We start from the raw sequence: 24,748 nt of genomic DNA, 5'->3' as shown, positions 1-24,748 counted from the left end.
TGCCGGGCAAAAGGATGCCCCTTCTTTTGTTTTGCCGCCGTCGCGGTGTTTGGCATTTTTGCCCTATGCGATTACAATTCGATTGACATGAATTCCTCGGCTAAATTGATTTGGCCGCTAAATTCTTGTGAGGCTTCTTCGACCAGTTGGTGTATATCCCCGTAATGAGGCAAGTGGGTCAAGATCAATTGCCCTACCTCTGCGCGTTTCGCCAATTTCCCGGCTTCAGTGCTCGTCATATGGCCTGCCCCCTGTCCGGATTGGTCCGCATAGAAGTTGCATTCCGCGAGCAGCACTTCGGCATTTTTGCTAAACGGAATGAATTCTTCATTGAACGCAGTGTCAGCTGTATAAACGAGTGATTTTCCCCCAGCTTCGAACCTCATCGCATAACATGGAACCGGATGGACCGTTTTCAGGAAAGTTATGTCGAACGGGCCAATCTGGAGCGGCACATTCGGTTCGTAAGCAAAACCATTCGTAACCCCATCGTGGGTCAGTTTTTTAAATTCGCCTTCATCCTCCCCGTGGCCGTAAATAGGGAGCACCGGCAATTTCCCCTTAAGGAATCCTTGAATAAGCCGGGCATGGTATAGAACACCGATGTCTGCCACATGGTCGGGGTGGTAGTGCGACAAGATAACTGCATCCAGTTCTTCCGGCTGGACCACATTCTGCAGCTTGGCCAACACCCCGCTCCCGCAGTCGATAAGCAGCTTATAGCCATCATGCTCAAGCAAATACCCCGTGCTTGCGCCATTTTTCTTCGGGTACCCACCCCAATAGCCAATAACCGTCAACTTCATGTATTTCCACCTCATTATCTCTAATATTTCTAGTATTTACTATACTTAAAAATACAAACTTTTTCATGTTCAGCGTGTTAGTGGACAGGCAGGGCTCAATTTTGCAAAAAAACGGCAAACAAGTCAAAATAGCGAAAACACCAAAAAGCAGCCGCCAATCTAATAGGCAGCTGCTTCGTCGTTAGTTCACCAAAACGGCGTATTTCTTTTTATGCATTGTGATAAAGTAACCGAGTGTTCCAAGAATGAAGACCGCGGTGAACCCACCAAGGACGAGCATGTTTTGCCCCATATAGGCGAAATCGCCGCTGGAAATGACCGATTTGAATCCCGCTACCGAGTAAGTCATTGGCAAAAATGCATTGAAGTGCTGCAGGAAGTCTGGGATCAGTTCAAGCGGGAACGTTCCTGCGCTTGTCGTAAGCTGCAGAATCAAAATGATAATCGCCAGGAATCGTCCCGGGTCGCCCATTGTTGTCACAAGGAACTGGATGAGCGTAATGAATGTCAGGCTCGTCACAATCGAGAACAATATGAAGAGGGGAATGCTCTTAACTTCAATTCCCAAAGCGCCGAGAAGGATGGCATCCGCAAGCAATGCCTGGATCATGCCAATCCCGGCCAGTATCCCGAACTTGCCTGCAAACCAGCTGAAACCATTTCTCGGCATTCCCGCCGCTTCCCGTAATGGGAATACGATGGACAGGAGCAAGGCGCCGACAAATAATCCAAGTGACAGGAAGTATGGAGCAAAACCTGTCCCGTAATTCGGCACTTGATTTATTTTCTCATTTTTCACTTTGACCGGGTCGGCCATCATATTGTACGTCTGGTCGTTAGCTTTCACTCCGGATGCTTCCTTTGCGCCATCCGCAAGCTTGTCGGCAAGTTCTTTAGAGCCGTTGGCAAGCTCGGAACTGCCTTTTGCCAGCTGTTCGGAACCTTCTGCGAGCTTTCCGGTTCCTGACTTAAGCGCATCCGTTCCAGCGGCGAGCTGGCTCGCTCCCCCAGTTAGCTCGGAAGAACCGGCTGCAAGTTCATCGGCTCCTGCTTTCGCCTTGGCGAATTCTCCTTCATACGTTTTTAACCCTGTAATGACTTTTTGCTGGCCCTCGGACAATTGTTTCGAACCTGATTCAAGTTCCAAACTTCCCTTATAGAGCGCTTCGACCCCTTGCATGGCCTGTGCTTGTCCATTTTTCAGTTCACCAAGTCCATTGGCCAAGGAGGAGGTCCCCGCCTGTATTTTATCAGCGCCACCGCTTAGCTGACCCGTAGCCGCGGCTAGCTGAGCACTGCCTGCTTGCAACTCAGCCAGCTTTTGCTCATAAACCTGGCGCTGCTGCTCAGGAAGGCTTGCAAGCATTGGCTTCAGGCCCTGGACAAGTTCGTTTATTCCACCGTTAAGTGTTGCAGCACCCGAGGCGGCCGCTTGGGACCCTTTTTGCCATTCACCTGTTTTAGCATTTAATTCGCTGGCACCTTGCTGAAGCTTGTTCATTCCGTCCATCATAGACGGCAGTTTACTTTTAAGGGCCTCCATTCCTTCCCTAGAACGGACGGCTCCCCTGGCAAGCTGGTCGACGCCGCTTTTTACCTGTTCAGCCCCGGCAGTGATTTTGCCATGACCTGACTGAAGTTCTGACATGCCTTTCGCAAGCTGATTGTTCCCTTCACTTACCTCGCGCGCCCCGGCATTTAGTTTATTCGCCCCTTCGGAGAATTCGATTGCTTTGCCGGCCAGTGTCTTAAGCCCATCATTCAGTTTGGCTGAGCCGGTTTCCAAATCAAAAGAGCCGTCACTGACCTGTCGGGCACCTTCACTCGCCTTATTAACCCCATCGGTAAGGTCGCCAATCTTTTCAAACATTGTTTCCGCGTATGTTTCCGTCACTTTTTCAGAAAGGGATGCTTTAATTTTTTCGACCGCTGTTTCGCCAATTTGCGCGGACAAGAAATTGTAGCTCTCGTTCGGCACGTAAATCAGCTTTAGTTTTTCCGGATTGTCATCAAGCAAGGTTGTCGCATTTTCGGAAAAATCGGTTGGAATTTCAATGAGCATATAGTACTTCTGGTTCTTCAATTGTTTGTACCCTTGCTGCTTGCCAACCTGTATAAATTTGAACTCCTTACTGTCTTTTAGCTTGTTTACGAGGTCTTCCCCGAGTCGAAGCTCCTTGCCATTAAACTCCGCTCCGATATCACTGTTGACGACAGCGACAGGCAAATCGGCCAGTTTAGTGTAAGGATCCCAGAAAGCCCAAAGGAACATTCCCGCATACAAGACAGGGATGAACATAACGGCAAGGATGGGAATCAGAAGCTTCTTGTTTTTCAAAATAGCTGCCAGTTCCTGTTTCATCATGATGTTTTTCACTCGTTTGACCTCCTAATAATAAGTGACCACTTTGTTCAATAGGTCATTTTGAAGCTTAAATGAAGGATTACCAATCGGTTTGATAATCCCATCTGTTTTACTGGTTTTTTCTTATTCCCTCAGTGTATCTCAATTCTTCTTTTTCAGGCCCTGAAAAATATACCTTTCAAAAATGCGGGCGATTTCTTCTTTTTCGAGTGGCTGGTGGTTTTTTTCCCAGTCAAAAATCAATGATACATAAAGCTTCAAAATGATAAAAGCTGTTACTTCCGGGTCACATTCCTCAATTTCCCCAGCCGCGATGCCATCTACCACTTTTTCTTTCATATAATTGATGATGGCCTGTTCAACAGCCGCAAGCACCTCCTGGACAGCAGGGGTTCCCATTTCCTTTTCTTCCTGGAACAGCTTGATTGTCAGCTGATGCTCTTTTCGGAATTTAAGCATTTTATACAGGGAGCGATGGACTTTCTCGTGGAACGAAAGGGTTGGGTCAAAGGCTTCATCCGCTTCCCTCTTCATCTCTTTAATAAGGGACGTAATAATTTCATCGAATAATTCTTCTTTATTTTTGAAAAAAGTATAGATCGTGCCCTTTCCAACATTGGCCAGCCTCGCTACTTGATCCATCGTTGTAGCCTTGTAGCCAAACAGTGAGAATGACTTTGTCGCAGCTTCAATAATTTGCTGCCTTCGGTCGATTGACAATGCCCCACCTCCAGTAATAACAGTCTTTTAATCAATAATGACCATTTGAACAAAACGGTCATTTTGTACAAAAAATAGTATAACAGACTGTTATTTAAAAAACAAGAGGCTACATTTGGAGAGCAGCGCCCGTCTGATTAGTTCTTCCTATTCGGACTGGAAGCTAAGATTCCCCATTACTATATAACACCAAAAAATGCGCCGAGTTCTCCCAGCGCATCCTTGATTGCTATTGCTATGATATAGTGTATTTTTTCAACGGGGGTCCTTTTCCCGTTTTCAGTCGCCTAAATTAAGATAGTCCAAAACATCCTTGGCCGCCGCTTCTCCCTGGTCAATACAGTCAGGCAGCCCAACACCTTCATAAGATGCTCCAGCAAGGAAAACACCTGGCAGTTCGGCAGCAATATGCCCTCTTAACGTTTCAAGCCGCTGCTTATGACCAACAGTATATTGCGGCATGGCATCTTTCCAGCGGGAAACCACGACAAACTCAGGGTCACCATCAATTTCCATCGTTTTACTCAAGTCTTCAAGAACTATTCTCGTAATTTGATCATCGGACAAATCAACGATTGTATCATCGCCCGGCTTTCCAACATAACAGCGGAGTAAAGCTTTTCCCGCGGGTGCCGCATGCGACCATTTTTTATGTGTCCATGTACATGCTGTGATCGTGTAATCCGCATTCCTGGAAACGACAAATCCTGTTCCGTCAATATCCTGCTTAATCGCACTTTCCGGAAACGCCATGGCCACATTCGCCACCGAAGTGGACGGAACACTTTTTAATGGGTCGAAAAAACTGTAACCCGAAAAAATTGACTGCGCAATATGGTGTGGAACTGCCGAAATGATGCAGTCTGCAATCAGCGACTCTCCATTGTTCAAGATGACTTCGTAATCATCATCTACTTTTTCAATGCTAGTTGCCTTTAACCCTTTTAATACTGAATTGGGTTCTAATCTCGCCTCAATCGCTTCGGCAAATGACTGCAGCCCTGTCCTGAACGTAAGAAACGCTCCGCCTTTCTTTTTCCCACCGCTGTCTGGTGTTTTTTTCGCTGGTGGCGGCGCCATTTGCTTCATACCGAGAATCAGGCTGCGGGATTTTTGCTCCACCTGGTAAAATTGCGGAAAAGTCGCCATCAGGCTCATCTGGTCAATATCACCAGCGTAAATGCCTGATAAAAGCGGTTCTATCAGGTTTTCGACAACTTCATTGCCGAGTCTCCGCCTGAAAAAACGCCCTAATGACTGGTCCTGGCCAGCAGGTGACTTTGGCAAAATAAAATCAGCTGCCGCACGCATTTTGCCCGGCACGGAAAACAGGCCGGTCGTGATGAACGGTCCCACCTCGGTCGGAATCCCCATAATGGAGCCGCCGGGCATTGGGTGAAGCCTGTCATTCACAAGAACATACGACTTCCCTGTTGAATTGCTAATCAACTCATCCTTCATGCCAACTTCAGCGGCAAGCCTGGACATACTCGTCTTTCGCGCTAAAAAGGAATCAGGCCCGCGTTCGATGATAAATCCGTCCTTGACGACCGTCTGCATTTTCCCGCCGAGGCGATGGGACGCTTCCAAAAGGATCACTTCAAGAGGCAGTCCCCTTTCGCGCACTATTTTCTGAAGGTAGTAGGCGGACGTCAATCCCGCCATGCCACCGCCAATGATAAGGACTCTTTTCTTACCTGCCTCCACGTACATCGCCTCTTTTTTGCATTTATTCTACTATTCTTTCCCTAATGTTTTCATGATGACAGTTGCAAGGGCATCAATAAAATCTTCCCTCGCGTTCGGCATATCCGGACGGTAGTAGGCAGCGCCAATTTCGTCTGTTACGACCTTGCATTCGTAATCATTGTCATACAGTACTTCGAGATGATCAGATACAAATCCCGCCGGTACATAGACGAACGCTTTATACCCATGTTTTTCGTAAAGGTCCCTTGTCAAATCCTGCACATCCGGTCCGAGCCACGGTTCTGGTGTCTGGCCTTCGCTTTGCCAGCCGACAGCATAATGTTCTATACCCGCTTCCGCTGCAATCAAATCGGCCGTTTCCTTCAACTGCTCAGGGTACGGATCGCCAGATTGGAGAATTCGTTCAGGCAGGCTGTGGGCTGAAACGATCAGGACAGCCTTTTCTCTTTGTTCTTCAGGCATTTTCGCAAAAATGTCCTTTACTTTTTTTGCCCAGTAAGTAATGAATTTCGGTTCGTCATACCAGCTTTCCACTGAAACGATGTTAGGGCCACCAAGCTTTTCGGCTTCTTCTTTTGCGCGGCCATTATAGGACTTGACGCTGAATGTTGAAAAATGCGGTGCGAGTACAATGCTGACAGCCTCTTCAATCCCGTCCTCATGCATTTGTTTTACCGCGTCTTCGATATATGGTTCGATATGCTTCAGGCCAAGATACATTTTAAACTCAATTTCATCCTGTATTGAATTGAGGCGGGCTTCCAGTCCTTCCGCCTGGTCTTCTGTGATATGTGATAGCGGGGAGATTCCGCCAATTGCTTCATAGCGCCCGCGCAGCTCCTCAAGCATTTCAGGAGAAGGCTTCCGTCCACGGCGAATATGTGTATAGTACCGCTCCAAATCATCGAGTGTATAAGGAGTCCCGTATGCCATGACGAGGAGGCCCATTTTCTTTTTTGCCATATTCCACACCTCTTATTGTTCCGGCTTCTGCCAGTGCATTATGTAATTAATTGGTTTTTTCAACCGCAATTGCGGCAGGGATTTCTCCCTGCCGCAAGTCATTCCCATTCTATTTTGCCAAAAAGAAGGCTAGTATACCACCATTTTACACTTCTATTGCATTGTTTATTATTACTTACTTAATTTAGACGCTGAATATTCGTGTACAAAAGAGGTGAGCCTTTTCAAGGTTTCCGGATTTACGGCCGGGAATACACCGTGGCCAAGGTTGAAAATATAGCCAGGCTGTGTCATTCCCTGGTCAAGGATTTCCCTCGCGCGCTCTTCAATATACTCCCATGGAGCAAGGAGAAGAGCCGGGTCTAGGTTGCCCTGGACAGTTTTGGTAACGCCCATTTTCCGCGCCTCGCTGATTGGAAGCCTCCAGTCAAGTCCGACAACATCAAGCGGAAGATCGTTCCATTCCACAGCGAGATGGCTTGCGCCAACGCCGAACATGATCAAAGGAACATTCTCTTTTCTTAGTTCAGTGAATATACGTTCCATGACAGGCTTAATATAATAGCGGTAATCCGCCACATTCAAAGCGCCAACCCATGAATCGAAAATCTGGATGGCTCTCGCGCCAGCATTGACTTGTGCTTTCACATACGTAATCGTTGTATCAGCCAGCTTATTCATGAGCGCGAACCAAGCCTCTGGCTCCGAGTACATGAATGCCTTTGTTTTATTATAATTCTTTGAAGGGCCGCCCTCGATCATATAGCTTGCAAGGGTGAAAGGCGCGCCGGAAAAACCAATCAAAGGAACGGAAAGCTGTTCCTGTGTCAGGATTTTGATCGTCTCGATGACATATGGAACATCTTCCTCTGGATTGAGTTCACCAAGCTTTTCAACATCAGCCACCGATCTAATCGGGTTGTCTATGACAGGGCCGATTCCTGACTTAATCTCAACGTCAACTCCAAGTGCAGGAAGCGGGGTCATAATATCTTTATATAAAATTGCCGCATCGACATTATATTGTTCTACCGGAAGGCGGGTAACATATGCACACAATTCAGGCTGGTGGGTAATTTCAAACAGGGAATACTTTTCCTTAATCGCCCGGTACTCAGGCTGGGAACGCCCCGCCTGACGCATATACCAAACTGGAACATGTCCTGTCTTTTCACCCCTCGCTGCCTTCAAAAATGTTTCATTGATTTCTCTCATCTCAGTTTCCACCTTTCACAACTTCTCAGTATCCATTCTAATATAACCACCGTAAAAATAAAAACTTTACAATTTTAGTCTGTTTAAACTATATCTGTTAATCTAGAAGGTGTACACACATCCCAGCCAACTGTCAAAAAAAAGTCGTAATTACGTTTGCAACTCTGCCACAACCGGGAAAATGATGCATGGGGACGGTTCCAGTGCCTCACTCCCAGCATATCCTGCCGTCCATTTAGACCGGGCAGACCGCCCAAAGGAATGCTTCACGAGCCGGAATTATTCCGTACGGATGGCAGCACATGAGAAACCTTTTGTTCTTCTCATGCTGTCTTTTATTAAATAAATTGGAGCTGATACGATGAATCTTTACATGACCGCGGGAACGTATGACTTTTTGGAAAGGCTTGCCGAAAAACACAGCAAGGAAAAGATGGTTTTAATGACCGGGGAAGACAGTGCCCTTCTCGTCCATGAAACGGAAGGAAAAACCGTTTTCGCCTCACCAAGGAAATTCGAGGTGCTTGAATCGGTTGGAAGCCTTGGCAACCCGGGGCTTATCGTTATGAATAACATCCCGGTAACCGAGGAAGGACGGCCTGTGTTCGAGTACCGCTTCAAAAACCGCGCCGGCAAAATTGAATCATCACCTGGTTTTCAGGCTATAAGAGTACTCCGGCCGATTAAATCCAATACGTATGTCATTTTGACTGCGTGGGAAGATGAGGCTGCCTTCCAGAGCTGGAAAGACTCTAACGCTTTCGGCAAATCGCACGGTGCCAAAACCGAAGAATCCGGGCAAAGCATCTTTTCCGGGAAATCATACATCACGAAATACTATATTTCAGAATAAAGGAACAGGGCAAGCCGCCCTGTTCTTTTTTTGTTTGCACCTTTCACCACTTCTCCCGATTTTCATATTCTGTATTACATCCCAAATTGGGTCGTTCGCCTACTTATACGGATGCATGAAGGGAGGATATTCGCATGGTTGCGGAGCTTACGGCTCTCCATTGGATATATGTTATCTTTATTGGTCTTATTATCGGTTTTATGGTGATGCGGCGCGATACCGCGCTTGTTTGCATCATCGGTATCTTTCTCATTGCGATCACAGCGACCGGTTCGGTTAGCGGCTCGGTAAGCAGTGTGTTCAACAGCTTCATTTACGCCATAACGGAACTTCTGTCGACGATCCTCGTCATCTCGATCATTGTCGCCATGAGCAAAACGCTGACAACAACTGGCATTAATGATGTCATGATTTCCCCTTTTACGAAGCTGATCAGAAATTCTACACTCGCTTATTGGACAATTGGGATCCTGATGATGATTATTTCGTGGTTCTTCTGGCCATCCCCGGCGGTCGCACTTCTCGGCGCGGTTCTTTTGCCGGTAGCAATTAGAGCTGGACTGCCCGCACTAGGCGTGGCGATGGCGATGAATCTCTTCGGCCATGGCATCGCGCTTTCCGGTGATTTCGTCATCCAAGCTGCACCGAAGCTGACTGCCGATGCAGCAGGCCTTCCAGTTGGGGACGTATTAAGCGCCAGTATTCCACTCGTTTTCATCATGGGAACCGTAACAACATTGACCGCTTTCTATTTCCTTAAACGGGACATGAGAAGCGGAAAACTGACCGGATCAACAGGGGTCGTGCCAGGCGGAACAACCCAGCCGGCCCATAACAGCCAAACCCTTCTTTCCACTTGGCAAAAACGCTTCTTCGCCCTCTTCGTCCCAATCCTATTCGCCATTGACGTAGCGGCGATGTTCGTTTTGGATCTGCAAGGCGGGGACGCGACAGCACTCGTTGGCGGTACGTCCATTTTCATTTTGCTCGCCATCACTCTTACCGCCCATAAAAACAAAGGGCTTGAGAAAACAACAGCCTATTTAATTGACGGCTTTCAATTCGGCTTTAAAGTGTTCGGCCCCGTCATTCCAATTGCCGCATTTTTCTACCTGGGAGATTCAGGCTTTAGCACAATCATTGGCGACTCCCTACCCAAAACTTCTCATGGAATCGTAAACGATCTCGGCATCGCTCTGGCGGGCCTTGTACCATTAAGCAAAGAAATCGCCGCCGTTACCCTGACAACTGTGGGAGCGATTACCGGCCTGGACGGATCAGGGTTTTCCGGTATTTCGCTAGCGGGATCGGTAGCGGGCCTATTTGCCGCATCAATCGGCAAAGGAGCGGAAACACTCACAGCCCTTGGACAAATCGCAGCCATTTGGGTCGGCGGCGGAACACTCGTCCCATGGGCGTTAATCCCCGCAGCAGCCATCTGCAATGTTGACCCCTTCGAACTTGCCAGAAGGAATCTCCTGCCAGTTGTCATCGGCCTTGCCGTTACAACGATTGCCGCCATGTTCCTAATCTGACTGCACCTTTTCAAAACAAAAAACAGCCGCCATGGCTGTTTTTATTTTGTCTTATTAACCGGCCTAAGCCTCGGATACCGTTCCTGTATCGCGTTGTTACAAATGGATCCAGAAAAAAATCAGGACGTTTGCCAATCGACCTTTCATCTCCCTACCCTTTTCCTTCAGCAGACCCACCGCTCTTCAGAATCCGAAGCCTGTATGCATTCATCGCAGTTTCCCCAAGATGCCCAAGTAGTTTGTTGTTCGCATAGGCACCGACCACCGCACCTATACCAGGTACGAGCTGGAGCATTTTTGCGAGGTCAATATAATCGCGGTATTCCTGTTGAAATTCCCGCCAGTCCATATCAGCCAGATTCCTCTTTCGTTCCTCCCAATGATCAATGACATCCAATGTTTCAAACCTCGTCTCATCGCTTGAAAAAGCGAGCTGAAAGACATGAAGAAGGAACAGCCTCTCTTCATATTCCTCTGTGTTGAAACCGTACACAGCCGCAAGTTCGAACAAAAATTTCATTTTAATTGTCAAAAGCAGCGGAAAGTCCGCCAGTCCAAGCAAAATTCCACCCGCACCTGTACCGGCCCCTTCAATCATTGCCGTTTTTTGAAACACATTTACTTTCCTTTTTGCCTCCTCATCCATCTTTATAAGATCCGGCTGAGGCTCAACGGGTTTTTTCGTCGTAAAATTCGATCCTGCCAGAGTCGCCTTGACCATTCCCTTGATTGCCTCGGTCATCGCATTGTGGACCTTTTCCGGTATGAGGCTGTTGATTTTGCCCTGTGCTTTCTTGGACAACCTGTTGAACATACTCGACCGCGCCGAGCATTTCCGCTTCCATTCTTTTACCTCTCCAAGTACGTTCAATTCATAATCATTCAATGCACACACAACCTTTTTTTGATAAAGTAGTACCCTATTTACGGAAAAGCACATCTTCGGTTTCAAAATCAATGCCTTTAGATGAAAAAATCCCTTTCAAAGCGAAAGGGATCAATTTTTCAGCTTACGGACACTATAGAACTTGACGAAAGCAAATGTAAAGGCGGCGCCTAATGCCAAAACGCCAATTGCAGCTACCATTTTCCCTGAAACTAGAATAACCATTGTGAAAATGGCGGTTTGCGCTATAAGCACAATACTGAGCAGCCGCTGAAATGCTAATTTATTGTGGGCTGCAGCCACTGGATACAACTCACTCCACAAGTTATTTTCATGGTGGGAAGCAAGCGGCATGAGCTGAAAACCGGTTAAATAAAGAAACAGCAAAGCAAAGAAAATCTGTCCAGGCCCATAGGAAATCAGGATAATGCCAAGCGAACCGATGACTGAAAGCCTGATTGAGAGTCCGAGATAATCACCCGCGCGAAGAAAGGTCCGCGCAAGCAAATAGAGCGGCGCCCTTTTTTGCACAAAAGGAATACCTGAGAGCAGAAAGTCCAACCAGCTCCGCCTTTTTACGTTTTCCTTTAAATGAGGAACATCCGTAAACAGATTGGCGAGCCGGTAAAACGCCATCATCCGTTTTTCCTCTCCGGCAATCAGCGCCTCCCATTGAAGCCCTTTCCCTCTTGCGGCCGAGTGGAAATAACCAAGGTATGCAAACATGATCCCTACAAAAGGCACGAGCAGCAAGAATCCATTTCCTGCAAATAATAAATAGCTGAAAGCAGCATTAAGCAAAAAACGAATGGCCTTGTCTATCAAAATGGATGACGCATCCGCCTGGAAAGACACCTTCCATTGCGCCGCGATATTCCACGCCTTTACTGCAAGCAGGAGCAATAGCGTTGGCAAAAACATCGAAAAGCCAATCCCGCCTGTTTTTGCAAAAAGCGGCATAAATAAAGCTAGAAGCATAAGTAAAACATAGCTCTGCAAAGCTCCGCTCACTATACTTGAGCGCAGGAAAAATCCGCTCAGTTTTTCCTCGAGTGGAAGAAGGAACACCTTGTCCGCTTCCCTCAAGAAATTATAGACAGGGCTTAAAGTAAGGAACAACCCAAAAACAATCGCCCCAATCATTTCCGACGGGAAACCCGTATCCAGAGTCTTCAGCCATTCCTGGTAGTAATAGGCTGCTGTCCCAAGTAAAAACAATAGGACAATGACAATATGGCCGTTAAATATATATTTCAAGTAGCGGCCAAGCTCTTTCACCCTGTGCCCTGCCCGCTCTTTCCAAAGCCTCGTGCCGTCAAACATGGTTCTCTTCCTTCGTCAGCTGAATATACAAATCATCCAATGTCGCCCCGGGCATGCTAAACTCGCGCCTCAGTTCTTCGAGCGTTCCTTTTGCGCGAATCCGCCCTTCATGGATAATGACGAAACGGTCGCAATATCGTTCAGCTGTGGCAAGGATATGGGTTGACATCAGGATTCCGGCACCATTCGCTTTCATCTTCGACATTAAGTCAAGCAGCGACTGGATCCCAAGCGGGTCAAGTCCAACAAACGGCTCGTCGACAATATAGAGGGCAGGCTCAACGAGAAACGCGCACATAATCATCGCCTTTTGCTTCATGCCCTTTGAAAAGTGGGCAGGGAACCATTTAAGCCTTTTCTCCATCCTGAATTCCTTCAATAGGCCAGGCATTCTCTTTTTGTATTCATCTCGATCAAGGCCGTAAGCCATTGCTGTCAGTTCAAGATGTTCTTCAAGGGTCAGTTCTTCATAAAGAATCGGTGTCTCTGGAATAAATGTGAACTGTTTCCGATACTCCTCCTTATTTCCGGAAAATGACTTGCCGTTTATTTTAATTTCCCCGGAATGCGGCTCGAGCAGGCCGATAATGTGTTTGATGGTCGTGCTTTTGCCGGCGCCGTTCAAGCCTATTAGGCCAACCAGTTCCCCAGCCCCAACTTCAAAGGTTACATTTTTCAATACAGGATTCTTCGTATAACCGCCCGTTAATTCATTAATTGATAATAAAGACATGGCAAACGCCCTTCCTTGCTTAATACCACCTATTTTAGCAAAAATTGCCCCTTAAGCGAAATGTTGAGCAATTACCATTTCGTTAAAAGTTGGCAGGTCCTGCCATTCATATTCCTTCCCTTTTCAGGCCATTCTAATGATTGAAGGGGAATTAGCTCACCATTCATTGAAGAGGGGTGTCTGTCAAAGACAGTTTCCATTCAAGAAAAGCTGCTTCTAACGTTCAAAATGAGGGGATGGTCGTTTTGCACAGGCTTTAAGTCTTCAGCACACCGGACTGTCTGATTCGCAGGCAGCATTTTCGCAAATGAGGTGTTGATCAAAGAAACCATCAAACAAAGGTTTACGTTGTAATCAACTACTAAATGTTTGGGGATGGTTCGCTTGGACGAAGTCGGTTTTGCCTGTACATTTCATTGTCAAATGAGGTGCTTGTCAAAGAAACTTCCTGAACTTAGACGTTAAAAGAAGTTTCCCCTTCACGAAGGCGGGATTCCTATGCGGATCCTGTCCTTTTCTTTTTTTGCCCTCTCGGTTGTGCTAAAATACCGGTAAAAGAGGAAGGGGTTGTGGTACGATGGATAACTGCATTTTTTGCAAAATTATCAAAGGAGAAATCCCGTCGGCTAAGGTTTACGAAGATGAACATGTTCTGGCGTTTCTCGATATCAGCCAGGTCACAAAGGGGCATACGCTTGTCATCCCGAAGGTACATAAGGAAAACATTTATGAATTGACTCCTGACATTGCGGCTAATTTATATAAAGCTGTCCCGGCGATAGCCAAAGCTTTAAAAGAGGAGTTTACCCCCATCGGACTAAATACGCTGAATAACAATGGGGAAGAAGCAGGACAATCGGTTTTCCATTTTCATCTCCACCTTATTCCGCGTTACGGGAAGGGCGATGGCTTTGGGGCTGTTTGGAAAACCCATCAGGACGACTATTCCTTCGATGATTTAAACGCAATGGCTAAAGGTATCGGCAGCCGGATCGGGTAGGTAACTAGAAATCTGAAAATTTACACTATATTCTTTTACAAGATTTGTGCTATAATGGCTTTAAGTTTTTCGCTGCAGGCAACGAGCGCACTGCAGGAGGAACCAAATTAGCTTAGTAAAGCAGAGGAGAGATGAGAAATGAATACGAAAAACCTTGTGGCCCTATCATTATTAATGGGGATTGGCGCAGTGTTGCACGCTGTCATTCCGGGAATCGGAAATGGCATGAAACCAGACATGATGCTGACAATGATGTTCCTGGGAATTATGCTTTTCCCTGATAAGAAGAATGTCCTGCTTGTCGGAATTGTAACAGGTCTTTTATCGGCCCTTACAACTTCCTTCCCTGCCGGCCAGCTTCCAAATATCATTGATAAGCTAGTGACTGCGTTTGTGTTTTACCTGCTGTTCCTGGCATTTAAAAAGTTCAGCCATACATTGGTTGGAGCAGGCGCTCTGACTGCTGTCGGCACAATTGTATCAGGATCGGTATTTCTTGGCTCGGCACAGTTCATTGCCGGCCTTCCGGGTTCTATGACATTTGGCGCGCTCTTTGTGGGCGTTGTCCTCCCAGCGGTCGCATTGAACACCATTACGATTTCTGTCGTGTATCCAGTTGTGCGGTCTGTCATTAAAAGAACAGGATTTTCTCCTGTTCAAGCAGCCGTTCAGGAACAAAAATAAGATTGAAACGACGAATCCGGGCAAAGTGCCCGGATTTTTTAATTGCTCAATCATCTCCCTCTTTATTCCATTATTTGAGGAAAATAATCAAAAGGCCAAGAAAGAGAAAAATTCCCAATCCTGATGCTAAAGAAGAGGCCCGTTTTATTAATAGCCTCTTCGGAGGATACATCCCGGGTTTTTTATACAAGGCAAGATTATATAAAATCCCTCCTACTAGTAAGCCGCTTGTCAAAAAGAAAAATGCAGCTGCTGCAGTCATCCGCATACCTCCCTTTTCTTATTCTGTTCATCAAAGAGAATCATTTTATAGGTCGAACTAAAGAATTGTACATAGTTGATTGGAGTGGAAGGCACGTAGACTCCTCGAAAACGCTACGCGTTTCCTTCGTGCGTGGGCGGATTCAAGGGTGCCAATCAATGTCCTGCGGGATGAAGCGGCAAGGTGGAGACCCCACAGGCGCCCAAGCGCAGAGGAGGCTCCACTGACGCCCCGCGGAAAGCGAAGTGCCTCGTGACAGGCAAAAACCGCCTGTCACTGCGATGATTATTCTCAGAAGCTTTCCTTTGTGGAGCGCAAATCAACGACAACGTTAAAAGTTTAGTTCGTTTTATTAATAGAAGGTTTATGAATTGAAATTAGTGATATTAAAGATTATGGCGAGACTTGGCATGCTATTCACATATTGTGTAAAATATAGGAAAGCAATCCACTTAGAGAGGTGTTGACTGTTATGGGAGCAAAACGATTCCTTTATGGATTCCTGCTAGGAAGCGCAGCTGCAGGACTGGCAACTTTGTTTACGGTACCACAGTCCGGAAGAGAAACGAGGGAAACCCTAAAAAACAGCAAGGATACGTTTATTAGCCAGTTGAAAGATTTAAAACAAAGCATTATGGATGTAAAGGACGCCTCAGCGTATGCCACGAAGGAGGGACGCGTCCACGTTTCCCGCTTTATTCAGGAAGTGAATACTGCAATTGGCAGATGGAAAGCGGAAACCCTACCTCAGCAAATTGAAATCCAAAAAGAAATAAGTGAAATCGAAGCGGCAATAGGCCATCTGGAAAATGAGCTTTCGGCACATTCTGCTACGAGTAACGCGCATGGAGTCGATCACAACAACGCCCGCCAATGATGTTTCTAAAAATATGCCTTCTTTTGCGAAATGCAAAGGAAGGCTTTTTCAAAATCTCTGCCTTTTTACGGGAAAAAATATCAATTTCTAAAAATTTAGTAAATTTATACTTTATTAATTTTTATTTTATTGGCATAATGTTAATATAGAAAAAACACACAATATTAAAAAAGTGTGAATGATTTCCCGATTACTTTCGTTCAATTAGCTTTTAGGATTGTCGGTGACTGGATTTTTATGGGGGAGTTGCCGGCCATATTTTCAAAAGAGGTGAGGAGAAGAATGGCTGAAAAACAATACAGTATGAAGGAAGCCTTGCTTTTTAGTCAGAGAATTGCACAGTTAAGCAAGGCCCTTTGGAAATCGGTTGAGAAGGACTGGCAGCAGTGGATCAAGCCGTATGATCTCAATATTAATGAACACCACATCCTTTGGATAGCCTATCATCTGAATGGAGCGTCTATTTCGGATGTGGCGAAGTTCGGGGTCATGCATGTATCGACTGCCTTTAACTTTTCGAAGAAACTCGAGGAAAGAGGACTGCTGCAATTCTCTAAAAAAGAGAATGATAAACGAAATACGTATATTCAACTGACAGAGCACGGGGAATCCATTTTGCTTGAATTAATGGAATCCTATGATCCAGACAGCAATTCTGTCTTTTCCGGTGCAATGCCTTTACGGGAACTGTATGGAAAGTTTCCGGATATCATTGAGATGATGGCAATCGTCCGCAATATTTATGGGGATGATTTCATGGAGATTTTCGAAAAATCGTTTCATAATATTGAGTGCGAATTCGTCGAAGAAGAAGGCAAGCTCCGGAAAAATGGCAAATCCGAAGAGCTTGTTTAGCGAGGAAACCTTCTTACCTATTTTCAAAGATTTAAATAAACTTCTTAAACTCATTCATTAAAGGCAAAAACAATTGCTGTTTTATACAGGCCAGGACCACCTCTTCGGGATTTAACTTGGGGGTCAGCAATGATGAAAATTCATTAAAAAGCGGATGAAAATTTAAAAAACCTTCCGCTTTTTGTTCTTCCATTAATTTGTGCATCTTCTCACAAAGAGTAAAGAATTGGCCGGCTTCCTTCTCCGACAATTTGTTAGCAATAACAAGCTTATTCAATTCATAAGGTGTTCTGTCCAGCGCTTCTGCTGTAAGACGCATATGATATTCCAGCATTTCAATCCGTTCCACAAGATTCTTAAGTTCCATTTCCAGCCCCCTCCTCCATCTGGCAATTCCCTTTCTATTATTCACCTTTTCCGTCTTACAGTAAACCCTTAAACTCCCTGCAGCACCCGATTTCAGAGGTTTTCCAGCTTTTCTTTTTAATTATTATTTGGTATTGTAAATTAGCATGAGAAAAAGCATGGGGGGAGTCCCGAGTGGTATTTATTTTTGGCGCCTTTGCCTTTTTTATATTATATTCTGTTAATAGATTGACAACCTCCCTTTGTATCCAAAAGGAAATTCCTGAAGAAAACCAGGAAAAGGTGTTCAGAACCATTAATATATTGGTAACGATTCTATTAATTTCGTCCTATGTAGAAATCCTCTTTACCTAAGCTTTCCTAGTTTTTTTGTACACCGGAAAGTGAATAATAATGGAACATGGGGCGACCAGCACCATGTTCCTTTTTATTAAAGCCAGGCAGCTCCAACAATTACTAGCAAAATAAACAGGACAACAATTAAAGCGAATCCTGCTCCGTATCCTCCTCCACCCATAATGGCACCTCCTTTTCGGAAAGTTACCATATACTATTCATTGCCCCGCTTTTGCGAATAGGCCCGAGTCCATAGTTCCTATAATATTCATGACAGGCTGTTTATCCTGGCTTCCAGCGTGGCTGCATTTTTCTGTTATTAAATTTTTGTTCTGTTGTCCATTTATGTTATAGTTATGGATGTGGGTTTACAACCTGCTGGAAATTTACTTTTTAGGAGAGATACCTCATGAAAAAATGGATGGTTGCCCTTGCTCTCACCGGCGGGGTCATGACCCTGGGCGCATGTAATAATGCAAGTAACGGCGGAGGAACTGTTGCAGAAACAAAAGCCGGAAACATTTCAAAGGATGAATTATACGAACTGATGAAGGATAACTATGGCGAGCAGGCTTTACAGCAGCTTGTCTATGATAAAGTGCTATCCGACAAGTATAAAGTGACTGATAAAGAGATTGAACAAAAAATTGAAGAATTCAAGGCTATGTATGGCGCGCAGGCTGAAGGATATCTTGCCCAGTATGACCAGGATGAAATAAAGAAAATGTTTAAGACGATGGCACTCCAGGAAAAGGCTGCACTAAAGGATGTCAAAGTAACTGAGAAAGAAATGAAGGAATACTACGACAACTATAAGCCTGAAGTGAAATCAAGACATATTCTTGTTAAAGACGAAGCAACAGCCAAGACAGTCAAGGAAAAACTTGATAAAGGCGCGAAATTCGAGGATCTTGCAAAAGAATACTCCACAGACGATACAACAAAGGAAAATGGCGGAGACCTTCCGTGGTTCCAGCCTGGTGCCGGCCAAATGGTACCGGAATTTGAAGATGCCGCGGCCAAGCTGAAGAAAAATGAAATAAGCGGTCCTGTCAAAACAGAATACGGTTTCCACATCATCCAGGTTACTGATATTAAAGAAAAGAAATCCTATGATGAAATGAAAAAAGAAATAGAACAAAAATTAAAAGCTGAAAAGCTTACCCCTGAAACCGTGGATGCGGCCATGCAGCGGGAGCTGAAAGCAGCCAATGTCAAAATTAAAGACAAAGATTTAAAAGATGCCCTTACTACTGAGGCCGTACCACAACAATAATACACGTTAAAAAGGGGACCAATTTGGCCCCCTTTTTTGTTTGCCCGCTTAGTGTTATGGGATTTTTCGCCGAGTCATCAGCCTGTCAGGCCCCTCTTTTCTCTTTCAAGTTCGAGGCGTTTCATATAAATTTCCCCTTCTTTTTCAATAAGCTCTAGTTCAATCTGCCGCTCTTCTTTTCCTGTTTTCACTGCCATAACCGCGCTAAACGCTATGCCAAGAATAATCGAATAAATCCAAAAAGGTATCGTCATAATCCCTGCCCCTTCCACTGTAAGGTTGTCCACTACAGTATACATATGCAGCTCACGGCAAAATATGCGTTAGAAACAGGGATACCAAAGAAAAAAGAGCCCCTGAAGGCTCTCTTATTTATGAAAAACCGGCTTATAAAATGAACGGTTATCGAGAGCAAAAACCCGCTCGGAAAACTCGCCAGGCTTTACACGCTCCAACGCTCCATCCAGCATATTCATTTTTGCATCAAGATTATCAATATAGTGCAGAATCTCCGCTTCTTTGATTAATGGCGGCTTCGGGCTCCCCCACTCTGCCTTGCCGTGGTGGGACAGGACCATATGCTGGAGAATGAGCACTTCCTCCCCTGCAATCCCAAGTTCGTCAGCCGCTTTGCCGATTTCATTCACCATAATCGTAATATGGCCGAGCAGGTTCCCCTCAACAGTGTAAATCGTCGAAATCGGACCCGATAGCTCGATTACTTTCCCCATATCATGAAGGATGATTCCCGCGTACAGCAAATCCTTGTCAAGGCTCGGATACAGGTTCGCAATCGCTTTTGCCAGGTCAAGCATGCTGACAACATGATAGGCGAGTCCTGAGACGAACTCATGATGATTTTTCGTGGCTGCTGGATATTCCATAAAAGCCTGCTGATGTTTCTTGATTAGGTGCCGGGTGATCCTTTGTATATTTGGGTTTTTCATTTCAAAAATATATTGGGTTAGTTTGCTGGCCATCTCCTCACGGCTTACAGGAGCCGTTTCAAGGAAGTCCTCCAGCTTCACTCCTTCATGAGCCGCTGCCGGCCTAATCTGACGGATCTTCAATTGATTTTTTCCCCGATAATTTTGTATTTCACCCAATACCTTCACGATGGCTTGAGCGCAGTAATTTCTCTCTTCCTCTTCCCCCGCGTCCCAGAGCTTCGCTTCAATATCACCGCTCTTATCCTGAAGGATCAGGGTCAGGAACGGCTTCCCATTACTGGCAATCCCCTTCGTCGAGCTTTTGATCAGTAAATATTGCTCCACCTGTTCACCAGTCTCGTGTTCTAGTATTTTTTTCGCCATCTTTAAAGTCGCTCCTTCCCATTACAACCACTATATTATACAGCACGGCGCCATTATCCACGAATGTTAGCCGGCTTCCTGCCCAAATGATAGATTTGACCGTGTTCAAAATGGCCAAGCAGATGCTCATGGCAAGTAAAGAACAATACCTGTCGATTTTTCATATTTTTTAGAAGTTCAATCATCCTTCTTGCCCGTTCTCCGTCAAAGTTTACAAAGCTATCATCAATGATCAGCGGGAATGAGAACTTGCCATAAATCGTCTCGGCCAAAGCGAGTCTTAGAGAGACATAAACCTGTTCTGTCGTGGCCTGGCTCAGTTCTTCTGCCTCAAAGCGGATATGGTCGGCCCTTTCAATCAGGAACCCGGTGCCCGACGGAGAAACGAATAGTTTCATATAGTTCCCTCCTGTTAGAAATTCCAGATATTCTCCCGCTTTTTCCAGCAGCTTTGGAAGGTGGTAATCTCTGAACCGGTTCACTGTTCTTTGAAGGAGTTCCCGGGCCAGCATCCGGACAGCCCATTCCTTCGCTTCCTCTGCGAAATCAGATTGGGCCTGCCTGAAGGTGTGAAGGATTTCGGAATAGGTCCCGCCTTCTTCAAGCACCTGGATTTCATAGCGCACTTCCGTAAGCCGGCTTCGGGCAGCTTCCAGCTTGTTTTCCGTTTCCTTGAGCTGTTCGGCTGCTTTTTCGATCAGTTCCGCAACATTGCGGACAGGGAGAAGCTTTGCCCTCTCTTCCCCTTTCAAACGCGACAATGCCAGCTCCCTCTTCACTTCACTCAGCCGGTTCCGCAGTCGATCCTGCTTCCTGGCCTCTTCCCCAAGCAGATAATACTCCTCTTCATTTCCGGCACCCGCCTGGGCAAAGAGCTCCTTCAATTCCTTTTCATGAAGGGATTTTTCTTTCTCCAGCTTTTGTACATCATAATCGAGCTCTTCAAGTGCGGCCTTCTTTTCCCGATGAAGGATGACTTTCCGCTTTTCTTCCTCGAGGGCTGTTTTGGCGAAATGGCATGCAAGCCGAACATCGTTAGCAGGAATGCCTTGAATGAACTCAGACAGGCTTCTAATTGTTTTTTCAAACTCAGCCAATGTATCCTGTAGGGAATGAATTTTGCCGGCAAGCCGTGACTTTTCTAAAATCGCATTCTTACATTCCTCAATAAGCTGAAAGGATTCAACAGGCATATACGAACCAATTGAATCGCCAATTCTTAACACACTGCATAGTTCAGTCACATGGTTCCGCCAGTCAGCCTCTTCTTGTTCAAGCCGTTCGAATTTGGAAAGGACTTTTTCATATTGGAGATTCTGCTGCCCGAGCATCGCCTCAAGGCTGTTGACTTTCATCCTCTCCCGCTTGTCCTGCTCAAGTTTTAAAGCTGCTCCGGCACTTCCACCTGACTGAAGGGATGACAGTTCCGTTTCGAGCTCCTGCTCCTTTTTACGGTGCCGTTCAAGCTCCATGTCCTGTCCATCAGATTTAGACGCCTTGAAGCCCCGCAATGCAATGGCTGCAGAAACTAGCGCCATGAGAAACCCAATTCCGGCCATGAGCCAAACCCGATCCAATAGTCCGAATAGAAGAAGAACTAGCGCAACACCTGCTGCTGAGAATCCGATTGCCCTCGTTGTCTTTATGGAATCCGCCTCCTGCTTAGCAGCCTTTTCAAGAATGGCAATCCGCTCCCGGCAATCCTCAAGGCGCAAGTTTATTTCAGCTTCGCTTCCTGTCCGGGCCGCTTTTTCCAAACGGGACCTTTCATCCTGTGTAAGCAACTTGAGTTTTGCTTCCTTAAGTTCGGATTCTAGTTGCTCAAGGCTTGCTTTTTCTTCCGTAAAAGCTGTTTCCAGCTGCTGCTTTAGTCCATCAATCCTTTTGCGGGTGTCAGCTGCCGTTTCAGCCTGTCTTTTTGTAAAAATATCCGTATTGATTGCCAGGATTTCGTCTTCACTCAGATGCAGATAGAGTTTCGTGCGCGCTTCCACTATTTTTTCGTCAAGTAAGAGAATTTTGTCTTCAAGCTGTTTCAGTTCATTTGCGGCCTGTTCATATTCGTGAAGCCCATCCGCGGCGGCATTCACTTCAGGCTCACGGGCAAGAAGTTCTTGATTGATTTGGAAGCTATCAAGCTCTTCGGCAAGAGCTTTCCGCCTCCCTACTAGACTTTCAATCTGTGAGGAAAACGGGCGGAGAATCTGCTTGCACGATTCGAGACGCTCGATGCCCCTGACAGGGAAATCTATTTCTTTGCATTCAGCAATTTCAGCTTCCAGAGCCGCCTCTTCCCTCGCCAATTCTTCGATTTTCTCCCATTCCTTTAAGCGCGCTGCTTTATCCGCCAATTCGGGAATGGCGCTTTTCAGTTCATCGATTTTGTTCAAAAGCGACTCCCTTTCGGCAATGAAAGCCTCGTATCCGCCATTTTTTTCGGCGGCCTTTTTCAATTCCCCTTCGAGGGTGCGAAGGCTGGCGAGCTTGCTGTTAAGCAGTGGTTTTCTTCCGGAAGGCTTGTAACGGGCATCAAGATCCTTTTGCAGCTCGGTTTCCGCCCTGGCCAGCCTGTCTGTCCCAAGCGTTCCTGAAGAGAAGAGAAACCGGCCTAAATCGTCATTCTTCATATGATGGATATTTTGCAATCCATGCAGGTTGAAAGAAAACACCGCCTGGAACATACTCCTGTCAAAATTCCCAAGGAAACGCTTAAGCAGATCTTCACCGCCTGTTGTTCCGTCTTCCAGTGAAACAGTTACATCACCAGCAGCTTTACCTTTAATTCTTTCAATAATAGCAAAACCATGCTCCGGATGCCGAACACTTATTTTCCCCCCGTACCTGCCGCCTCCTTTTGGCTCATATCGGAGTTCCTGCTGTTGTTTCGTCGGAAACCCAAACAGAATCGCATGGATAAAAGCCATGATGGTTGATTTACCGGCTTCATTTTCACCGTAAAACACTTGAAAATCTTCAATCGTGGTCATGACTAAGTTTTCAAGGCGCCCAAATCCGTATATATGCAGCTCTTCAATCTTCATAAAATATCCTCCTTCCTGTCCTGTCTTTTAATTCCGTAAAAGCCTGATAAGCAACCGTTCTGCTTCTTCGAGCAAAAGAGCTTCCTCTTCCTTGCCCAGGGTGCTTACATGCTTTCTTGCCGGAAGACGGCCATAGAGAGGTTCCAACACCTCGGACGCAGGGCCGAAACCATCGGCCACCTGAAAAAGTTCATTGTAAAAATCCGCTTCCCCGGCAAGATCGCCCCTCTCCCACGAATCTTCCTCGAGCACCTGAACCTTGGTTGTCCAAACAAAGGAACTTTCATCTTCTTCTCCGTCCTGAAGAAGCTCCAGAAGGTTGCTATGAAGGCTGTCCAGTTCATCCTGGCCGGCCAGGCCAATGTCCCGTAAAATGACTGAGAGTAATACTCCCTTTCCTACTCTGCGAAACTTCTCCTTTTCTTTCAAAAGCAAACGGTATATTCCATCGAAATCAGTGATTCCCCTTGCACTAATGTCAGCTTCATGCCAAACAATATCATTTGTTTCCATGAATTCAAGGTTTGCCCCCGCCTCATCGAGACTTACCAAATAACAGCCTTTTTCACCTGTTTCCTTCCGGTTTCTCCCTTGGATATTCCCCGGATAGACTATTGGCGGGTTTTCAGCCAGCAATGCCCGTTTATGGATATGCCCCAAAGCCCAATAATCGAATTGTTTTTCAAGCAGCTCCCCTACCGCGAACGGACAATAGCTGCCATGCTCGGTAGTTGAGCCATCACTGCCGTGGAGGATGCCGATGTGGAAATCGCCGCCGGCTGCTTTTTCATATGTATGGATTTTCCGTTCCGTTACATGCCTCGTTGGATAACTGAAACCATAGAGATTCACAGCTGCACCTGATTCGGTTTCTAACAAAACACTTTCTGTTTTGCTGCCAAAAATATGGACGTTTTCCGGCATTTGCATTTTCACCCATGAGCCTCCCAAATGATCATGGTTGCCATGAATTGCAAAAACAGGGATCCCTTTTCCAAGAAGCCTTTCCATTTCGGCCCGGAAGCGTGATTGGGCCTTCAAGCTCCGATCTTCACCGTCGTATAAATCTCCTGCTAAAATGACAAAGTCAACTTCATTGCTGATTGCCGCATCGACAATTTTTCTCAGGGAACTAAACGTGCTTTCTTTGAGCCGTGCAAAAATAGGTTCTGGAAGGTTTTTCAACCCGGCCATGGGGCTGTCCAGATGAAGATCTGCCGCATGGATAAAGGTTACTTTTTTCATTTAATGACCTCCTTTCAGGCAAGAAAGCCTGGCTAATTTTCAATGTTGTTTCGCATTCGTTTCCTTTATTGTATCACCCTAAAAAAGCGAATGCACGTTCTGATTTCTTTGTGTTGAAGAATTTGAATTTGCGGATTTATTTTTCCTATGTAAAAATGTAGGTAAAGTGGAAATTAAAAGGGGGATGGACTTGAAAACCTATAAGTTGACTGCATTTGAACAGGATGGGAATAAGCTTTTGGATGAATCGTTCCAGGCGGAAAATGACGATGCCGCTCAGGAAATAGGGAGGAAGGTTCTGGAGGAAAAAGGGCTCCTGGAAAAGGCCCACCGCTGCACTTCTCCTGACGGAAAACTGCTCCTCTTTCATTCATAATCAGTGAG

25 protein-coding genes are annotated in these 24,748 nt (G+C 45.9%); 9 read left to right on the top strand and 16 right to left on the bottom strand.

Annotation, left to right across the window (positions count from 1 at the left end):
• Positions 1–71: 71 nt before the first annotated feature.
• From D1B31_RS00230 to hemE, 6 genes are all read right to left on the bottom strand, one after another.
• Entirely contained in the window at positions 72–806 is a 735-nt protein-coding gene (locus D1B31_RS00230; protein ID WP_118918751.1) for an MBL fold metallo-hydrolase, read from the bottom strand.
• A 181-nt stretch (positions 807–987) separates the two neighbouring features.
• Positions 988–3,183: a YhgE/Pip domain-containing protein gene (locus tag D1B31_RS00225; protein ID WP_240035091.1), complete on the bottom strand. Its 2,196-nt coding sequence runs from the start codon at positions 3,181–3,183 to the stop codon at positions 988–990.
• 129 nt (positions 3,184–3,312) lie between these two features.
• Positions 3,313–3,891 carry a TetR/AcrR family transcriptional regulator gene (locus D1B31_RS00220; RefSeq protein ID WP_118918750.1) on the bottom strand — a complete coding sequence of 193 codons (579 nt, stop codon included), beginning with the start codon at positions 3,889–3,891 and terminating at the stop codon, positions 3,313–3,315.
• Between the two features lie 279 nt (positions 3,892–4,170).
• The gene (gene hemY / locus D1B31_RS00215; RefSeq protein ID WP_118918749.1) at positions 4,171–5,598 is read right to left on the bottom strand and encodes a protoporphyrinogen oxidase; all 1,428 of its coding nucleotides are present in this window, start codon (positions 5,596–5,598) and stop codon (positions 4,171–4,173) included.
• A 30-nt stretch (positions 5,599–5,628) separates the two neighbouring features.
• Positions 5,629–6,564, bottom strand: a complete 936-nt coding sequence (hemH, locus tag D1B31_RS00210) for a ferrochelatase (protein ID WP_118918748.1) — start codon at positions 6,562–6,564, stop codon at positions 5,629–5,631.
• Between the two features lie 171 nt (positions 6,565–6,735).
• Positions 6,736–7,779 (bottom strand): uroporphyrinogen decarboxylase, encoded by a 1,044-nt coding sequence (gene hemE, locus D1B31_RS00205; RefSeq protein WP_118918747.1) that lies wholly within the window; start codon positions 7,777–7,779, stop codon positions 6,736–6,738.
• A 361-nt stretch (positions 7,780–8,140) separates the two neighbouring features.
• On the opposite strand from hemE, the gene D1B31_RS00200 reads away from it, so the two are divergent.
• Entirely contained in the window at positions 8,141–8,632 is a 492-nt protein-coding gene (locus tag D1B31_RS00200) for an antibiotic biosynthesis monooxygenase family protein (protein WP_118918746.1), read from the top strand.
• Between the two features lie 134 nt (positions 8,633–8,766).
• On the top strand, positions 8,767–10,167 hold the full coding sequence (locus D1B31_RS00195; RefSeq protein ID WP_118918745.1) for a hypothetical protein: 1,401 nt from the start codon (positions 8,767–8,769) through the stop codon (positions 10,165–10,167).
• A 151-nt stretch (positions 10,168–10,318) separates the two neighbouring features.
• Here D1B31_RS00195 and D1B31_RS00190 read toward each other — a convergent pair whose 3' ends face one another.
• The 3 genes from D1B31_RS00190 to D1B31_RS00180 all read right to left on the bottom strand — a co-directional run bounded on the left by D1B31_RS00190 (position 10,319) and on the right by D1B31_RS00180 (position 13,109).
• Positions 10,319–11,053, bottom strand: coding sequence for an EcsC family protein (locus D1B31_RS00190; RefSeq protein ID WP_118918744.1), 735 nt, complete (start codon positions 11,051–11,053; stop codon positions 10,319–10,321).
• Positions 11,054–11,164: 111 nt separating this feature from the next.
• Positions 11,165–12,376 carry an ABC transporter permease gene (locus tag D1B31_RS00185; protein WP_118918743.1) on the bottom strand — a complete coding sequence of 404 codons (1,212 nt, stop codon included), beginning with the start codon at positions 12,374–12,376 and terminating at the stop codon, positions 11,165–11,167.
• On the bottom strand, positions 12,369–13,109 hold the full coding sequence (locus D1B31_RS00180) for an ABC transporter ATP-binding protein (RefSeq protein ID WP_118918742.1): 741 nt from the start codon (positions 13,107–13,109) through the stop codon (positions 12,369–12,371). Before D1B31_RS00180 ends, D1B31_RS00185 begins: the two co-directional genes overlap by 8 nt.
• Before the next feature lie 577 nt (positions 13,110–13,686).
• On the opposite strand from D1B31_RS00180, the gene D1B31_RS00175 reads away from it, so the two are divergent.
• The gene (locus tag D1B31_RS00175; RefSeq protein ID WP_118918741.1) at positions 13,687–14,109 is read left to right on the top strand and encodes an HIT family protein; all 423 of its coding nucleotides are present in this window, start codon (positions 13,687–13,689) and stop codon (positions 14,107–14,109) included.
• A 138-nt stretch (positions 14,110–14,247) separates the two neighbouring features.
• Positions 14,248–14,793 (top strand): tryptophan transporter, encoded by a 546-nt coding sequence (locus tag D1B31_RS00170; protein WP_118918740.1) that lies wholly within the window; start codon positions 14,248–14,250, stop codon positions 14,791–14,793.
• 70 nt (positions 14,794–14,863) lie between these two features.
• Here D1B31_RS00170 and yhzF read toward each other — a convergent pair whose 3' ends face one another.
• The gene (gene yhzF, locus D1B31_RS00165) at positions 14,864–15,055 is read right to left on the bottom strand and encodes a membrane protein YhzF (RefSeq protein ID WP_118918739.1); all 192 of its coding nucleotides are present in this window, start codon (positions 15,053–15,055) and stop codon (positions 14,864–14,866) included.
• Positions 15,056–15,527: 472 nt separating this feature from the next.
• Between yhzF and D1B31_RS00160 the strand changes: the two genes are divergently transcribed.
• Together D1B31_RS00160 and D1B31_RS00155 are read left to right on the top strand one after the other, a co-directional pair.
• Complete coding sequence (locus D1B31_RS00160; RefSeq protein ID WP_118918738.1) at positions 15,528–15,932, top strand: YtxH domain-containing protein; 405 nt, start codon at positions 15,528–15,530, stop codon at positions 15,930–15,932.
• A gap of 282 nt (positions 15,933–16,214) precedes the next feature.
• A complete protein-coding gene (locus tag D1B31_RS00155; protein WP_118918737.1) occupies positions 16,215–16,787 on the top strand; it encodes an HTH-type transcriptional regulator Hpr in 573 nt (190 codons plus the stop codon).
• A gap of 31 nt (positions 16,788–16,818) precedes the next feature.
• Here D1B31_RS00155 and D1B31_RS00150 read toward each other — a convergent pair whose 3' ends face one another.
• Entirely contained in the window at positions 16,819–17,136 is a 318-nt protein-coding gene (locus D1B31_RS00150) for a DUF1878 family protein (RefSeq protein ID WP_158587383.1), read from the bottom strand.
• Between the two features lie 191 nt (positions 17,137–17,327).
• On the opposite strand from D1B31_RS00150, the gene D1B31_RS00145 reads away from it, so the two are divergent.
• Positions 17,328–17,507, top strand: a complete 180-nt coding sequence (locus D1B31_RS00145; protein ID WP_118918735.1) for a hypothetical protein — start codon at positions 17,328–17,330, stop codon at positions 17,505–17,507.
• A 76-nt stretch (positions 17,508–17,583) separates the two neighbouring features.
• Here the strand turns inward: D1B31_RS00145 and D1B31_RS00140 are convergent, their stop codons facing one another.
• Positions 17,584–17,670, bottom strand: a complete 87-nt coding sequence (locus tag D1B31_RS00140) for a YjcZ family sporulation protein (protein ID WP_118918734.1) — start codon at positions 17,668–17,670, stop codon at positions 17,584–17,586.
• Positions 17,671–17,898: 228 nt separating this feature from the next.
• Here D1B31_RS00140 and D1B31_RS00135 point away from each other — a divergent pair, with 228 nt between their 5' ends.
• The gene (locus D1B31_RS00135) at positions 17,899–18,765 is read left to right on the top strand and encodes a peptidylprolyl isomerase (RefSeq protein ID WP_118918733.1); all 867 of its coding nucleotides are present in this window, start codon (positions 17,899–17,901) and stop codon (positions 18,763–18,765) included.
• Positions 18,766–18,842: 77 nt separating this feature from the next.
• On the opposite strand, the gene D1B31_RS00130 is transcribed toward D1B31_RS00135, so the two are convergent.
• The 4 genes from D1B31_RS00130 to D1B31_RS00115 form a co-directional block, all read right to left on the bottom strand.
• Positions 18,843–19,019 carry a sporulation YhaL family protein gene (locus tag D1B31_RS00130; protein WP_118918732.1) on the bottom strand — a complete coding sequence of 59 codons (177 nt, stop codon included), beginning with the start codon at positions 19,017–19,019 and terminating at the stop codon, positions 18,843–18,845.
• Positions 19,020–19,133: 114 nt separating this feature from the next.
• The gene (gene yhaM / locus D1B31_RS00125) at positions 19,134–20,078 is read right to left on the bottom strand and encodes a 3'-5' exoribonuclease YhaM (RefSeq protein ID WP_118918731.1); all 945 of its coding nucleotides are present in this window, start codon (positions 20,076–20,078) and stop codon (positions 19,134–19,136) included.
• A 53-nt stretch (positions 20,079–20,131) separates the two neighbouring features.
• The gene (locus D1B31_RS00120; RefSeq protein WP_118918730.1) at positions 20,132–23,119 is read right to left on the bottom strand and encodes an ATP-binding protein; all 2,988 of its coding nucleotides are present in this window, start codon (positions 23,117–23,119) and stop codon (positions 20,132–20,134) included.
• A 27-nt stretch (positions 23,120–23,146) separates the two neighbouring features.
• On the bottom strand, positions 23,147–24,364 hold the full coding sequence (locus D1B31_RS00115; protein ID WP_118918729.1) for a metallophosphoesterase family protein: 1,218 nt from the start codon (positions 24,362–24,364) through the stop codon (positions 23,147–23,149).
• Positions 24,365–24,554: 190 nt separating this feature from the next.
• Between D1B31_RS00115 and D1B31_RS00110 the strand changes: the two genes are divergently transcribed.
• Positions 24,555–24,740, top strand: coding sequence for a YhzD family protein (locus D1B31_RS00110; protein ID WP_118918728.1), 186 nt, complete (start codon positions 24,555–24,557; stop codon positions 24,738–24,740).
• The last annotated feature ends 8 nt before the right edge of the window (positions 24,741–24,748 follow it).

The sequence above is a fragment of the Neobacillus notoginsengisoli genome (assembly GCF_003515685.1).
GTDB lineage: Bacteria > Bacillota > Bacilli > Bacillales > Cytobacillaceae > Bacillus_D > Bacillus_D notoginsengisoli.
This window is presented reverse-complemented; position numbering and strand designations above follow the sequence as displayed.

Coding starts and splice junctions, on each gene's coding strand:
- D1B31_RS00230 (WP_118918751.1), bottom strand. CDS start 806: ATGAAGTTGACGGTTATTGGCTATTGGGGTGGGTACCCGAAGAAAAAT.
- hemH (WP_118918748.1), bottom strand. CDS start 6,564: ATGGCAAAAAAGAAAATGGGCCTCCTCGTCATGGCATACGGGACTCCT.
- hemE (WP_118918747.1), bottom strand. CDS start 7,779: ATGAGAGAAATCAATGAAACATTTTTGAAGGCAGCGAGGGGTGAAAAG.
- D1B31_RS00200 (WP_118918746.1), top strand. CDS start 8,141: ATGAATCTTTACATGACCGCGGGAACGTATGACTTTTTGGAAAGGCTT.
- D1B31_RS00195 (WP_118918745.1), top strand. CDS start 8,767: ATGGTTGCGGAGCTTACGGCTCTCCATTGGATATATGTTATCTTTATT.
- D1B31_RS00185 (WP_118918743.1), bottom strand. CDS start 12,376: ATGTTTGACGGCACGAGGCTTTGGAAAGAGCGGGCAGGGCACAGGGTG.
- D1B31_RS00180 (WP_118918742.1), bottom strand. CDS start 13,109: ATGTCTTTATTATCAATTAATGAATTAACGGGCGGTTATACGAAGAAT.
- D1B31_RS00175 (WP_118918741.1), top strand. CDS start 13,687: ATGGATAACTGCATTTTTTGCAAAATTATCAAAGGAGAAATCCCGTCG.
- D1B31_RS00170 (WP_118918740.1), top strand. CDS start 14,248: ATGAATACGAAAAACCTTGTGGCCCTATCATTATTAATGGGGATTGGC.
- yhzF (WP_118918739.1), bottom strand. CDS start 15,055: ATGACTGCAGCAGCTGCATTTTTCTTTTTGACAAGCGGCTTACTAGTA.
- D1B31_RS00160 (WP_118918738.1), top strand. CDS start 15,528: ATGGGAGCAAAACGATTCCTTTATGGATTCCTGCTAGGAAGCGCAGCT.
- D1B31_RS00155 (WP_118918737.1), top strand. CDS start 16,215: ATGGCTGAAAAACAATACAGTATGAAGGAAGCCTTGCTTTTTAGTCAG.
- D1B31_RS00140 (WP_118918734.1), bottom strand. CDS start 17,670: ATGGGTGGAGGAGGATACGGAGCAGGATTCGCTTTAATTGTTGTCCTG.
- D1B31_RS00135 (WP_118918733.1), top strand. CDS start 17,899: ATGAAAAAATGGATGGTTGCCCTTGCTCTCACCGGCGGGGTCATGACC.
- D1B31_RS00130 (WP_118918732.1), bottom strand. CDS start 19,019: ATGACGATACCTTTTTGGATTTATTCGATTATTCTTGGCATAGCGTTT.
- yhaM (WP_118918731.1), bottom strand. CDS start 20,078: ATGGCGAAAAAAATACTAGAACACGAGACTGGTGAACAGGTGGAGCAA.
- D1B31_RS00120 (WP_118918730.1), bottom strand. CDS start 23,119: ATGAAGATTGAAGAGCTGCATATATACGGATTTGGGCGCCTTGAAAAC.
- D1B31_RS00115 (WP_118918729.1), bottom strand. CDS start 24,364: ATGAAAAAAGTAACCTTTATCCATGCGGCAGATCTTCATCTGGACAGC.